The following is a 13252-nucleotide window of genomic DNA, read 5'->3' on the forward strand; positions in this document are numbered from 1 at the left end:
AATTTTACACTTCTATAGCCAGAAGATCGAAAACCTTATCGTATCCTGTAGTATTCACCTTTTTTAGGAGGTACGATTCTTTGCTTATCGAAAAACTAATGGTGGCTTATATGGATACAAAAGATAACCACATCTATTATTTAGATAAAAATGAACAAACGATATTGCTCGATGCGATTGAGCCTGGTGGTCTCCCCAACCTAGAATTTCTAGATGCAGAAGAGCCAGAACGATTTATAGAGATTCCAAAAGTGATGAGTGTAGAATCTTTCAGCTGGATGGTTGAATTTGAGAGCTTCCATCAAAACAGCGAACTGCTTCACGCATTAAATGAGGATGAGCCTTTTGAACATTTTACCAAAAAAGTGAGTGAACTGAATCTGCATGAAACATGGCAGACGTTTCAAAAAGACAAAGTGAAAAGCAGAATAGAATTGTGGTTAACCGAAAATAAAATCAAAGAAATACAAAAGCAGCCGGAATAAATCCCAGCTGCTTTTCTTTATGCGCCTGGCGGTATGGCACTCTCGTCGTGCCGCCTGTCCAGGTTAACGAACTTGTTATATTCTTTTACGAAAGCGAGCTCTACCGTTCCTGTTGGACCGTTACGCTGCTTAGCGATGATGATCTCGATGATGTTCTTCGCTTCTGTTTCTTTGTCGTAATAATCATCACGATACAAAAAGGCTACGATATCGGCATCCTGCTCGATGGAACCTGATTCACGAATATCAGACATCATCGGACGCTTATCTTGACGAGATTCAACTCCACGAGATAGCTGTGAAAGGGCAATAACCGGCACTTCCAGCTCACGCGCAAGTGCTTTAAGGGAACGAGAGATCTCAGAAACCTCCTGTTGGCGGTTTTCGCCTGATTTCCCGCTACCCATAATGAGCTGCAGGTAATCGATCAAAATCATTCCTAGGCCTTTCTCCTGCTTCAGACGACGGCATTTCGCACGGATATCGTTAATACGAATACCCGGTGTATCATCGATATAGATACCTGCCGCTGACAAGCTTCCCATAGCCATCGTAAGCTTCTGCCAGTCTTCAGGTAACAACGACCCTGTACGAAGGCGCTGTGCATCTAAATTTCCCTCTGCACAAAGCATACGCATGACCAGCTGCTCAGCACCCATCTCTAGACTAAAGATCGCCACGTTCTCATCTGTTTTTGTCGCAACGTTTTGTGCGATGTTCAAAGCAAACGCGGTTTTACCTACGGATGGACGGGCCGCAACGATGATGAGATCATTTCGCTGAAACCCAGCCGTCATACGGTCGAGGTCATTAAAGCCCGTCGGTATCCCCGTAATATCACCTTTACGGTTATGAAGAGCTTCGATGTTGTCGTAAGCATGTACCAAAACATCCTTAATCGCTGTAAAAGCACTCGTGTTCTTACGGTTCGCTACTTCTAAGATCGACTTCTCCGCTTCGTTTAAGATTGCCTCTACTTCTTCTTCACGCGCATAGCTGTTCGCGGTAATATCAGTCGCTGTACGAATCAAACGACGCAGCAGAGATTTCTCTTCAACGATCTTGCTGTAATACTCGATGTTCGCAGCAGTTGGAGAACTATCCGCCAACTCTGTTAAAAAGGATAAGCCGCCGACTTCATCCAGCTGATTCTTGTCCTGGAGCTCTGACGTAACCGTGATCAGATCGACAGGCTCACCTTTTGCGTTCAGATCGAGCATCACGCGATAGATTCTTTGATGAGTCGCACGGTAAAAATCTTCCGGAAGCAGAATCTCAGATGCCGTAATAAGAGCTTCGGGCTCTAAAAAGATCGCACCAAGAACAGCCTGCTCCGCTTCAATATTCTGCGGCGGTATACGGTCAGCAAATAAATCACTCATGTTAGTTCCTCCTTTCCTTACTAGTAATCGTTCATATATGGTTTAAAGCTTTAAATTAGTTTGGTCTTGGCTCCAAGTATAGGTTGATCGTAGTGTAAGATGCGAGACTCCTGGGGGATCAGCGGGACAGGTGAGACTCTTAACAGCGCAAAGCGCTAAGAGGCTCACCGCACGCCCCCCGGAAAGCGAGCATCTGAAACGGAGATCAACGCTTTCTAGCCCCGCAAAAAAACCGGGAAAACCCGGCTCTTTTATTCTTCTGTTACGTGTACTTTTACAGTTGCCGTAACTTGTTGATGAACCTTGATCGAAACATTCGTATATCCAAGTGCCTTAATCGGCTCAGGAAGCTCGATCTTACGCTTATCAATCTTGATCCCTTGCTCTTTCAAGCCATCAGCGATCTGTTTACTTGTCACAGAACCGAATACACGGCCACCTTCACCTGTTTTCGTTTTGATTGTAACAGTCAACTCAGCCAATTTTGCTTTTAAAGCTTCAGCCTCTTCCAATTGAGCTTGTTGTTTCTTCTCTTCGCTCTTCTGTTGACCTTGAAGTGTAGCCATCGCGCCAGATGTAGCTTCTGATGCTAAGTTTTTCGGAAATAAGAAGTTGCGCGCGTATCCTTCAGAAACGTTCTTAACCTCGCCTTTTTTGCCTTTACCTTTTACATCTTGAAGAAAAATTACTTTCATTCCTCTTCTCCCCCTTCAATATACTCATCAATAATACGTTTTAAATGTATCTCTGCTTCATCAATCGAGCTGTTCTCAATCTGGCAGGCAGCGTTCGTAAGATGTCCTCCGCCTTCCAATCTCTCCATGATCATCTGCACGTTGATGTCCCCTAGCGAACGGGCACTGATGCTCACTCTGCCATCAATACGATTTGCAATAACAAAGGATGCTTGAATGCCGTTCATGGTTAAAAGTATATCTGCCGCCTGAGCGATCACGACTTGATTGTACGCATCCTCAGGAGAGCTCTTGGCAATAACGATGCCTTTTTTATAGACTTCCGAACTCTCAATGAGCTTGGAACGTCTTGTATACGTATTTAAATCTTCTTTTAAGAACTTTTGAACAAGGATCGTGTCTGCACCGTGCGCTCGTAAATACGAAGCCGCATCAAACGTACGAGAACCTGTTCTGAGGGTAAAACTCTTCGTATCTACAATAATACCGGCAAGAAGGGCTGTTGCTTCAAGCATACGCATCTTCAGTCTCTTCGGCTGGTATTCGAGAAGTTCGGTCACGAGCTCTGCCGTAGAGGAAGCATAAGGCTCCATGTACACAAGTACAGGATCTTTAATGAACTCCTCACCCCGTCTATGGTGATCGATGACCACGACATGATCAAGCTTGGATAGCAGCTTTTCTTCAATTACCATCGTCGGTTTATGTGTATCAACTACGACGAGAAGCGTGTCTCGCGATGCAAGCTCTAGCGCTTCTTCAGGCGAGATAAAGAACTTCCAGATTGATTCAGTCTCTTTCAGCTCATCCATCAAGCGCTGAACGCCGATGTCGATATTCGCTTGATCAAGTACGATGTATCCATCTTTTCCATTCACTTGCGCGACCTTTAAGATCCCGATCGCAGAACCGATAGAGTCCATATCCGGATTCTTATGTCCCATGATGATGACCTTGTCGCTATCTGCTACCAACTCACTCAATGCATGTGAAATGACGCGGGCACGGACGCGGGTACGTTTTTCAACAGGATTTGTCTTTCCTCCATAGAAACGTACTTTTCCGTTCGTCTGCTTGATCGCAACCTGGTCGCCTCCGCGTCCAAGAGCAAGATCTAGACTGGATTGAGCGAGCTGTCCGAGCTCAGGAAGTGACGATGTCCCCGATGCAACCCCGATACTAAGCGTAAGAGAGATATTTTGCTTAGCTGTAGACTCTCTAACCTCATCTAGTACGCTGAATTTATTTTTCTCCAGTTCATAGAGAATACGTTGGTTAAATACAGCTAAAAACCGCTCAGAAGACGTACGTTTAAGGAAGATGCCATGTACGTTCGCCCATTCATTCAACACAGACGTAACTTTTGAGTTGATCGTTGATCGAAACTGGTCATCTAGTCCTTGCGTTACTTCTTCATAGTTATCGAGATAGATAATCGCCATGACCGTTTGCTCTTCATCATACAAACGTTCGAGATCTAACTGCTCGGTCACATCAAAAAAGTAAAGCAGTCTATCTTCTTTCTTAAAGTTCACTTGAAATCTATGTGTGTTAATCTTAATAACTTCTTCCTTCGCATCACTCTTGATATGAGGAATCAGTTCTTCTGAAACATGGTTTAGAGAATGGCCGATAAAGGACTCTTCTTCAATAAGGGCTCCCATATATGGATTCGCCCATTCGATCTTAAAATCCTCATCATACAAAATAATCCCGATCGGCATTTCCATCAACGCTTCTTCTCCCACCTTCTTCAAGCGGTGAGATAGCGTAGAAATATAATCGCCCAGCTCCTCCTGAAAACTAGCTTCGGCTTTCATGGCATAATAAAACAAACCACCGAGCAGCACGAAGCCTGCCATTCCGATCATCCAATGAAAATACGTGATGATGCTTACCAGAACAACAGAAGTTACAAATAAGGCGATGACGGGATAACCATGCCACCGTTTTAGTAAAAACTTTGGCATACTTTCAGCTCCTACTGTTTTGGTTTCAACCGTTTTTTAATCATGAATCCTAAATCAATTATACCTAAGAATTTAACGACTTCCAGAGGAATCGGCAGGATAGAGCTCAACAAAAACAAGAGTATAACCAACAATATGATTCTTTTTCTCTTCCAATTCTTTATCCAGGCATAATAAAAAATAACTGTGAAACCTTGTATTATAAGTACAAACGATAATATCATATACAAATTTATCGTTACAATATATAAAGACGTACCCTTTTCAGGCATACTAAATGTTAAAACAATCGCTATAATATAATACCACAAAAACGATTTTGGCAGGTTCCACTCACGAAATGGAGGGAATGATGGCACATCATATCGCATTCTTTTCATCAACATTCTTGCGGCAATATGCGTTAAGAAGGCAAGGATAACAGCTCCGCCAATAATATATGTCGGAAGCAGCATCGGGATCAATTCCACTTGCTCTTTAAGCCTTTCAATCTGGGCAGGATCTTGTCCACCCGCTTTGTAAAAATCTTCTGCTGTTCCTATCGCACTTTGAAACTGAGACTCTAATTCTTTAACAAAATTAATACCCATGAATACTTGAGCGATCGCAAGCGTTCCTAACATGTTCACGATGTTGGACAAACTCGCACCGAGCAGAACCGCAAATGCGGATTTTTTTCTTCTATAAAGTTCCCCCATCACGATTCCGGTCAAACCAGCAAAGAGGGTAACAATCATACCGTTAAGCCCCGCAAAAGCCAATGAAACGCCAAACGTGACCGCCCAAAAAAGTAATCCCGCTTTAAGATCTTGCCGGTACAGATAAATGATAAACGGAAGCGGCAAAATAAATAACGAGACCAAGCTAAATAACGGTATGTACATACTGATCAAAAAAAGAAGCGTATAAATGCCCGAAACAACGGCACCTTCCACCAATACTTTAGTATTGCGCATGATTCACCTCATAAAATTCTTCATATGTTCTAATTGTAGTGACATAACCGCCGTAATTCAACTTAAACGATAATTCTAGCATAGACGTACTTGAAGCGAAGTAAACAAATTATGGAAGGTTTGCTTGAGTGGGGTGAAAAATAGGTGAGATTCACCTGTTTTTAGGGAATTTATGTGTGAAAAAGTGATTGAGGTAGCCTTGGAAGCTAATACGGTGATTCAATACAGGGGGTTCGGTAATTTTGCAGCCGATTTTTCAAGGGACATGAAGAGGAATCCAAAAGTTTTGAGCTCCAATCCACAAATTTCATGCCTGAATCCTAAAGTTTTAGATGTTTATCCACGAGTTTTAGTCTTTTATCCGCGAGTCTACAATCCTCGACAAAAGTCGACAACCGAATTTATCTTGGAACACAAAAAACGCAGCCAGGAAACCCAGCTGCGCTCTTTAAACGATCTTATTCAGATACATATGGTAACAATGCCATGTGACGAGAGCGTTTAATCGCACGAGTCAATTGACGTTGATATTTAGCAGATGTACCAGTTACACGACGAGGAAGAATCTTACCGCGCTCAGAAACGAAACGCTTTAAAAGATCAGTGTCCTTGTAGTCGATGTAAGTGATTTTGTTTACAGTGAAGAAACAAACCTTACGACGCTTTTGGCGTCCACCACGACGTCCAGCCATAGTTGGTCCCCTCCTTTAGTTTTTTTTTATATATTCCGATTCATAGTTTACGTTAGTTTAAAATGGCAAATCGTCATCAGAGATGTCGATCGGCGTGCCATCATTTGCAAACGGGTCATCGTTGAAGTTATTACGTTTTGGATTCTGCTGTTGTTGCTGTCCTCCAAAGCCGTTGTCACTTCCATAGCTGCGGTTCTGATTTTGCTGCCCAAATCCGCGGTCATTTGATGGTCCACCAAAGTTGTTGCTGTTGCCTTGATATTGCTGGCCTCCAGCATTAGCGTTTTTAGGTTCAAGGAATTGAACACTTTCTGCCATTACTTCAGTAACATACACTCTTTGACCCTGCTGGTTCTCGTAAGAACGAGTTTGCAAACGTCCATCCACTCCTGCAAGCGATCCCTTTTTCAAGAAGTTCGCTACATTTTCAGCGGGCTTACGCCATACGACACAGTTAATGAAATCTGCTTCGCGCTCACCTTGCTGATTCGAAAAAGGTCGATTAACAGCAAGTGTGAAATTAGCAACTGCCACACCGTTTGGAGTGTACTTTAATTCTGGGTCTTTTGTTAAACGTCCCACCAGTACTACTCGATTTAGCATTCAGAACCACTCCTTAAAGGATTAATTTCTTTCGTCTACGATTGTCATGAAACGAAGAACATCTTCGTTGATCTTCATAAGACGGTCGAATTCATTAATCGCTTCGTTTGGAGCGTTAACTTCCAATAGCGTGTAATATCCATCGCGGAAGTCATTGATTTCGTAAGCTAAACGCTTTTTACCCATTTCCTTTTCGTTCGCGATCTCCGCACCGTTGTCAGTTAGGATGCTTTTCGCACGCTCTTTAGTTGCCTTAAGAGCTTCCTCTTCGATATTCGGACGGACGATGTACATAATTTCGTACTTTTTCATTCCGTTCACCTCCTTTTGGTCTAAGCGGCCCAAAACATTTATTTCGGGCAAGGAGAAAATCATCATAACAGTATTTGTTGACAATTAACTCACAATAAAGAATTATATCAAAACATCTTGCATAAAACAAGCTTCTCTTAAAAGAAAGCATAAAAAAGAGGAAAAGCGATTGCTTTTCCTTCGTTTTTCTAAAAATGTTTTTGATTAGTTTATTTAAAAACTTCACTGACAAGTTGATTGAAGTGGAAGGTGCGAGACTCCTGGGGGATCAGCGGGACAGGTGAGACACCTAACAGCGCAGAGCGCTAGGTGGCTCACCGCACGCCCCCCGGAAAGCGAAGCACCTGGAACGGAAATCAACGACTTTCAAAGTTTGTTTTTTTAAACATTAAAACGGAAATGAACAACATCTCCATCTTTCATCTCATATTCCTTACCTTCAAGACGAACTTTTCCTTTTTCTTTAGCAGCTGCCATGTTGCCCGCAGCCATCAGATCATCATAAGCTACGATCTCAGCACGAATAAATCCTCTTTCAAAATCCGTGTGAATGATTCCCGCACATGCAGGAGCCTTCATCCCTTTACGGAACGTCCAAGCACGTACCTCTTGAACACCCGCTGTAAAGTAAGTAGCAAGACCTAGTAGGGAATAAGATGCACGGATCAATTTATCAAGACCCGCTTCTTCGATACCTAATTCACCTAAGAATGCCATCTTTTCATCGCCATCAAGCTCAGCGATTTCTTCTTCTACTTTTGCACAGATTACGATAACTTCTGCATTTTCACGTGCAGCGTATTCTTTAACGGCTTCAACGTGCTCGTTCGTTCCTTCTAAAAGCTCATCTTCGCTTACGTTAGCAACGTAAAGGATCGGCTTCATTGTAAGAAGGTGCATCGTGTGAACAATCTTCTTCTCTTCAGGTGTTAATTCAACACTTCGCGCCGGAAGTTCTTGCATAAGAGCTTCTTTGATTTTTGAAAGAACAGCAAACTCCGCTACCGCTTCTTTGTCTTTAGACTTTGCAAGTTTTTCAACACGTGCAACACGCTTGTCGATAGACTCTAGATCAGCAAAGATAAGCTCTAGGTTGATAACTTCAATATCATCGATCGGATTCACTTTTCCGTGTACGTGCGTGATGTTTTCATCATCAAAACAACGAACAACTTGAAGGATCGCATCGGTTTGACGGATGTGAGATAAGAATTTGTTTCCTAACCCTTCTCCTTTACTAGCACCTTTTACGATTCCAGCGATATCTGTGAACTCAAAAGTTGTTGGTACTACTTTTTTCGGCTGTACCATCTCTGTTAATTTTTGAAGACGGTTGTCTGGTACTTCCACGATTCCAACGTTCGGATCGATCGTACAGAACGGATAGTTAGCAGATTCAGCACCCGCTTGTGTAATAGCATTAAACAATGTAGATTTACCAACGTTTGGTAAACCGACGATTCCAGTTGTAAGAGCCACTGTTCATTCACTCCTCTGTTTTATATAAAGCTTAGAAATCCTAAGACTTTTCATTGTAATAAAAAAAATATCCTTCCCAATTATAGGTTTTATCCTCTTAAAAAACAAGAAGAACCGGGTCGTATAGCCCGGCTCCAATGTTTGATCTTTTATTTATATTCATTAGTGAGTTTTGTTTCACGTGAAACAAAAACGTTACTCGCCTGGTGATGCTAAGACTTTTTTTATTTTCTTTGCGAACTCCGCTCTTGTCAGCATCACACTATGCTGACATCCCATGCACTTAATCCTGATATCAGCACCCATTCGAATTACTTTCCACCGATTCGTTCCACACGGATGCTGTTTTTTCATTTCTACTTCATCGTGAAGTTGAAATTCTTTTTGCTGCATACTCAGCTCTCCCTTATTTGTGTTCTTTTGGTAATGGTTCTTTTTGATACGTGACCATCTTTGGATATGGAATCTCGATTCCCGCAACTTCAAGCTCGTGTTTTAGCGTTTTACGAAGTTCACGAGCGATCTTAAAGTGTGTCATCGGAAGGACCTCTGCCGTAACACGAATCACTACTTCTGATGCACCAAGCATCTGAACGCCTAATACTTCTGGTTCTTTAACCATCTCAGGATAGTTCGGCTTAGCATTCTTCACAACTTCTTGAATAATATTTTGAGCTTTATCGATATCCTCTTCATAAGCAATGCTCAAGTCAACGACCGCAATGCTATTATGAACAGAAAAATTCGTAACTTCTGTGATAGACGAATTCGGCAGGATATGTAATTCTCCTGTCCAACTTTTAATTTTTGTCGTTCTTAATCCTATTTCTTCAACAGTTCCTTCAAAGTTTGTGATTCGTACCGTGTCTCCCACAGAGAACTGATTTTCGAAGATGATGAAAAAGCCTGTAATGATATCCTTCACAAGACTTTGAGCACCGAAACCAATCGCTAGACCAACCACTCCAGCTCCGGCAAGAATCGCTTTAATGTCAACACCGAACTCCGTTAGAATGGTTAAGATCGCTACAAAGTAAATGACATATGAAGCAACATTATCTAACAGTCTAAATAGGGTGTTCTCTCTTCTCTCACTTAAGCGCAGAGGAGATTTAAGTCGAACTTTAAACACATTAGCGATCGCTGCTTTTACAATATATTTGAAAATTATAGCGAGTATAATGATGCCTACGATTTTTAAGCTAGTCGTAGCAATGCCTGTCCACCATTCTTTATCGGAAAAAATCGTGACGGCTTTCTCTGCAGTTTCCGGTAAGTTCGCACCTGCCAATGGATCATCTTCCTCTCTTTGATTATGAAATTATTTAATCAGCTTTTGCTGAGAATATCAAATGTAATTACGCAACCTGCTTTTAGAAAAACTTCTAGAGTTACGAGTGCAGGGGAAACGGGTATAGACTTTAAACAAAAGTCTGTGATTATTGTATTCTACCATGTATAAGAAAAGGATTTCTTCCGTATACTAGTAGAACCATTATAAAGGAGAGGATGTCATGTTCCTCAAACGGAAGCTGGGATTAGGGAAACCCATTCAATATAAATTGCACCACGAAGACAAGGAAGCGATGCTTAGAATTACAGAACAAATTTTACCTATGCTTCCGGAATCAGCTCATCAGCCCGTTGTCGTTGTCTGTATAGGCACAGACAGATCGACAGGTGATGCATTAGGTCCTCTAGTTGGTACCAAGTTGCATAACAAAGATACATTCCCATTCTTTGTTTACGGCACACTAGATGATCCTGTTCATGCGGTGAATTTAGAAGAAAAGTTAAAGATGATCGCTACTGAGCATCCAGGTGCTTTTGTTATAGGAATTGATGCTTGTTTAGGTCGATTAAACCACGTTGGCATGGTCTCGATCAACGATGGACCTGTTAAACCAGGGGCTGGCGTTAACAAACAGCTGCCGCCTGTTGGTGATATGCACATTACAGGTATCGTAAACGTTAGTGGTTTTATGGAATACTTTGTTCTTCAAAACACACGACTCAGCATTGTCATGAAGATGGCTGATCTGATCGCTGATTCTCTCCATATGGCTTGTTTACGTAAAAAGATTCAACAAAAAAACATGATTGTAAGCACCGAATCTCGTTCACAAGACATTTACAAAATTCAATAGCAAAAGCCGCTTCTAATATTAGAATAGAAGCGGCTTTTTTTGTTTACATCAATCCTTGAGAAAACGCTAAAATGCTCTCCCATTTTTCAACGATAAAAACTAAAATCGTTGCGATGAGTAAACCTGGGAGAAGGTTTGCAACACGAATCCTAGTGATGCCTAGTAAATTCAGTCCGATCGCGACGATCATGATACCGCCCGTTCCTGTGATCTCGACGATTAGAGCATCCATTAATTCTTGAGAAACGAAGCGATCGATCTGTGTAGCCATTAAAGCGATCATCCCTTGATATAACACGACAGGTATAGCGGAGAACATGACTCCTATACCCAGTGTTGAGGTAAATAGGATGGCACAGAAACCATCGATCAACGCTTTAGTATAAAGAACGTCATGCTGTTGTCTAAGACCACTATCTAGGGCTCCAACGATTGACATCGCTCCTACAACAAACACTAGCGTAGCCGTAACAAAACCGGTAGCTACCGATCCCTTGTCTTGCTTTCCTATCTTCGTCTCGAGCCACTTCCCAATCGCGTTCAATCTCTCTTCAAGATTCCACCACTCACCGAGAGCGCCCCCGACCGCCAAGCTTGCGATCACGATTAAGAACTGCTCGCTCTTCAGACCCATTCCGATCCCCAAAATCGTTACAGCTAATGCCATCGCTTGTAAGATCGTATCTTTATAGCGATCAGAAATATTCGTCCAAAATAAACCTAAAAAACTTCCTGCAATAATTGCAATACCGTTAACTATCGTTCCTAACAGTGACATTTTTCTATGCTCTCCTATCTAAGTAGGTCATCTATGATCTATAACGATAGAATCAAGGTGCTTACTTTCTCTATTGTTATTACTTAAGACAAAAACGAAAGGTAATAGCGACAAAATAGTAAAAAAGAAAACCACCTTAGCGATGGTTTTCTGCTTACTTTTCTAACAGTTCTAAAATTCGTTCCAGGTCATCTTGTGAAAAGAATTCGATCTCGATCTTTCCTTTTCGTTTTGATTTTTTAATCGAAACTGAAGTGCCAAATCGATCGCGTAAAGATGATTCTTTTTCTTGGAAGAAAACGTTCGCTGGGACTGTTTTTTTCTTTGTTCCACGTGAAACATTCATATTAATATCAGAGATTAATTTTTCAAGCTGTCTCACATTTAAGTTTTCATTGATTACCCGGTCAACGACAAGCTGCATCTTCGTCTTTTTCTTAAGACCCAGCAATGCTCGTCCATGCCCCATTGATATTTGTCCGTTCGATAAGAGTTCAAGAACAGGCTTTGGTAGCTGAAGCAAACGAATATGGTTTGCAATGTGAGGACGACTCTTTCCAACACGAGTAGCTAACTCTTCTTGTGTTAGTTTTAAGTGTTCCATCAGCTTCTGATACGCTTGAGCCTCTTCAACAGGATTCAGATCTTCACGCTGTAAGTTCTCGATCAGAGCAACTTCCATCATTTTTTGTTCGTCGTAATCTTTTACGATTACGGGGATCACTTTCAATCCGGCTTCTGAAGCAGCGCGGAATCGTCTTTCCCCAAGAACAATTTCAAATCCTTTAATACTTTTTCGTACAACAATGGGTTGAAGAATGCCATGTTCGATAATGGATTCTTTTAGTTCTTCAATGGCTTTTTGGTCAAAAACTTTTCGAGGCTGATACGGATTTGGCCTTAGCTCTGATATACTGACTTCTTTAATCTGCTCTTCTTCCCCTGCTTCTGTTGGAGGAAAGAAGGCATGCAGCCCTTTACCTAACCCTTTCACCAATGCCGATCACTTCCTTCGCAAAATCTAAATAAACATCAGCACCTCGGGATTTAGGATCATAGATGATGATCGGTTTCCCGTGACTCGGCGCTTCTGATAGTCTAACGTTTCTTGGTATGATGGTTTCATACACTTTATCTTGAAAATATTTTTTTACTTCTTCAATGACTTGAATTCCTAAGTTTGTACGTGCATCCAGCATGGTAAGCAGCACACCGTCAATCATCAGATCAGTATTTAAATGTTTTTGTACAAGTCGTACTGTGTTTAAAAGCTGACTTAAACCTTCTAGCGCGTAATACTCGCACTGAACAGGTATGATGACTGAGTCAGAAGCTGTTAATGAGTTGATGGTAAGCAGTCCTAATGATGGCGGACAATCAATAATAATAAAATCGTAATTGGCACTTACCTTTTCTAACGCTCTTTTCAAACGGACTTCTCGAGAGATCGTTGGTACGAGTTCGATCTCAGCTCCAGCAAGCTGTATCGTCGACGGGAGGATATGTAAACCTTCACAGATGGTCTCGACGATCACGTCTTTTACTTCTACATCCTCGACAAGAACATTGTAGATACACTGGTCGATATCTCCTTTATCTACACCTACGCCACTTGTTGCGTTCCCTTGAGGATCTATGTCTACGAGCAATACTTTTTTACCGAAATATGCTAAGCATGCACCAAGGTTGACCGACGTAGTCGTTTTTCCGACTCCGCCTTTCTGGTTGGCTACTGCAATGGTCTTGGCCACGT

At 41.9% G+C, this 13252-nt stretch carries 15 protein-coding genes; 2 read left to right on the forward strand and 13 right to left on the reverse strand.

Annotated features, from left to right (window positions below; genetic code table 11):
• Positions 1-80: 80 nt before the first annotated feature.
• Positions 81-485: a UPF0158 family protein gene (locus ABE65_RS21200; RefSeq protein WP_066399514.1), complete on the forward strand. Its 405-nt coding sequence runs from the start codon at positions 81-83 to the stop codon at positions 483-485.
• Between the two features lie 17 nt (positions 486-502).
• On the opposite strand, the gene dnaB is transcribed toward ABE65_RS21200, so the two are convergent.
• From dnaB to ABE65_RS21250, 10 genes are all read right to left on the reverse strand, one after another.
• A complete protein-coding gene (dnaB, locus tag ABE65_RS21205) occupies positions 503-1867 on the reverse strand; it encodes a replicative DNA helicase (RefSeq protein ID WP_066244236.1) in 1365 nt (454 codons plus the stop codon).
• A gap of 251 nt (positions 1868-2118) precedes the next feature.
• On the reverse strand, positions 2119-2562 hold the full coding sequence (rplI, locus tag ABE65_RS21210; protein ID WP_066399517.1) for a 50S ribosomal protein L9: 444 nt from the start codon (positions 2560-2562) through the stop codon (positions 2119-2121).
• Positions 2559-4532, reverse strand: a complete 1974-nt coding sequence (locus ABE65_RS21215) for a DHH family phosphoesterase (protein ID WP_066399519.1) — start codon at positions 4530-4532, stop codon at positions 2559-2561. Before ABE65_RS21215 ends, rplI begins: the two co-directional genes overlap by 4 nt.
• 11 nt (positions 4533-4543) lie before the next feature.
• Entirely contained in the window at positions 4544-5488 is a 945-nt protein-coding gene (locus ABE65_RS21220; protein ID WP_066399521.1) for a YybS family protein, read from the reverse strand.
• Positions 5489-5946: 458 nt separating this feature from the next.
• Entirely contained in the window at positions 5947-6180 is a 234-nt protein-coding gene (rpsR, locus tag ABE65_RS21225; protein WP_066399523.1) for a 30S ribosomal protein S18, read from the reverse strand.
• Positions 6181-6237: 57 nt separating this feature from the next.
• On the reverse strand, positions 6238-6783 hold the full coding sequence (gene ssb, locus ABE65_RS21230) for a single-stranded DNA-binding protein (protein ID WP_066399530.1): 546 nt from the start codon (positions 6781-6783) through the stop codon (positions 6238-6240).
• 21 nt (positions 6784-6804) lie between these two features.
• On the reverse strand, positions 6805-7095 hold the full coding sequence (gene rpsF / locus ABE65_RS21235; RefSeq protein WP_066399533.1) for a 30S ribosomal protein S6: 291 nt from the start codon (positions 7093-7095) through the stop codon (positions 6805-6807).
• Between the two features lie 381 nt (positions 7096-7476).
• On the reverse strand, positions 7477-8574 hold the full coding sequence (ychF, locus tag ABE65_RS21240; RefSeq protein ID WP_066399536.1) for a redox-regulated ATPase YchF: 1098 nt from the start codon (positions 8572-8574) through the stop codon (positions 7477-7479).
• 195 nt (positions 8575-8769) lie between these two features.
• Positions 8770-8967, reverse strand: coding sequence for a DUF951 domain-containing protein (locus ABE65_RS21245; RefSeq protein WP_066399539.1), 198 nt, complete (start codon positions 8965-8967; stop codon positions 8770-8772).
• 13 nt (positions 8968-8980) lie between these two features.
• The gene (locus ABE65_RS21250; protein WP_231607313.1) at positions 8981-9865 is read right to left on the reverse strand and encodes a mechanosensitive ion channel family protein; all 885 of its coding nucleotides are present in this window, start codon (positions 9863-9865) and stop codon (positions 8981-8983) included.
• Between the two features lie 223 nt (positions 9866-10088).
• Here ABE65_RS21250 and yyaC point away from each other — a divergent pair, with 223 nt between their 5' ends.
• Positions 10089-10721: a spore protease YyaC gene (gene yyaC, locus ABE65_RS21255; RefSeq protein WP_153236843.1), complete on the forward strand. Its 633-nt coding sequence runs from the start codon at positions 10089-10091 to the stop codon at positions 10719-10721.
• Positions 10722-10764: 43 nt separating this feature from the next.
• Here the strand turns inward: yyaC and ABE65_RS21260 are convergent, their stop codons facing one another.
• From ABE65_RS21260 to ABE65_RS21270, 3 genes are all read right to left on the reverse strand, one after another.
• A complete protein-coding gene (locus tag ABE65_RS21260; protein WP_066399542.1) occupies positions 10765-11499 on the reverse strand; it encodes a DUF554 domain-containing protein in 735 nt (244 codons plus the stop codon).
• A 154-nt stretch (positions 11500-11653) separates the two neighbouring features.
• A complete protein-coding gene (locus ABE65_RS21265; protein ID WP_066399543.1) occupies positions 11654-12496 on the reverse strand; it encodes a ParB/RepB/Spo0J family partition protein in 843 nt (280 codons plus the stop codon).
• Positions 12477-13250, reverse strand: coding sequence for a ParA family protein (locus ABE65_RS21270; RefSeq protein WP_066399544.1), 774 nt, complete (start codon positions 13248-13250; stop codon positions 12477-12479). The genes ABE65_RS21265 and ABE65_RS21270 overlap by 20 nt, the downstream gene beginning before the upstream one ends.
• Positions 13251-13252: the final 2 nt, after the last annotated feature.

The organism is Fictibacillus phosphorivorans (genome assembly GCF_001629705.1).
Taxonomy (GTDB): Bacteria; Bacillota; Bacilli; order Bacillales; family Fictibacillaceae; genus Fictibacillus; species Fictibacillus phosphorivorans_A.

Coding starts and splice junctions, on each gene's coding strand:
- ABE65_RS21220 (WP_066399521.1), bottom strand. CDS start 5,488: ATGCGCAATACTAAAGTATTGGTGGAAGGTGCCGTTGTTTCGGGCATT.
- rpsF (WP_066399533.1), bottom strand. CDS start 7,095: ATGAAAAAGTACGAAATTATGTACATCGTCCGTCCGAATATCGAAGAG.
- ABE65_RS21260 (WP_066399542.1), bottom strand. CDS start 11,499: ATGTCACTGTTAGGAACGATAGTTAACGGTATTGCAATTATTGCAGGA.
- ABE65_RS21245 (WP_066399539.1), bottom strand. CDS start 8,967: ATGCAGCAAAAAGAATTTCAACTTCACGATGAAGTAGAAATGAAAAAA.
- rpsR (WP_066399523.1), bottom strand. CDS start 6,180: ATGGCTGGACGTCGTGGTGGACGCCAAAAGCGTCGTAAGGTTTGTTTC.
- dnaB (WP_066244236.1), bottom strand. CDS start 1,867: ATGAGTGATTTATTTGCTGACCGTATACCGCCGCAGAATATTGAAGCG.
- rplI (WP_066399517.1), bottom strand. CDS start 2,562: ATGAAAGTAATTTTTCTTCAAGATGTAAAAGGTAAAGGCAAAAAAGGC.
- ABE65_RS21215 (WP_066399519.1), bottom strand. CDS start 4,532: ATGCCAAAGTTTTTACTAAAACGGTGGCATGGTTATCCCGTCATCGCC.
- yyaC (WP_153236843.1), top strand. CDS start 10,089: ATGTTCCTCAAACGGAAGCTGGGATTAGGGAAACCCATTCAATATAAA.
- ssb (WP_066399530.1), bottom strand. CDS start 6,783: ATGCTAAATCGAGTAGTACTGGTGGGACGTTTAACAAAAGACCCAGAA.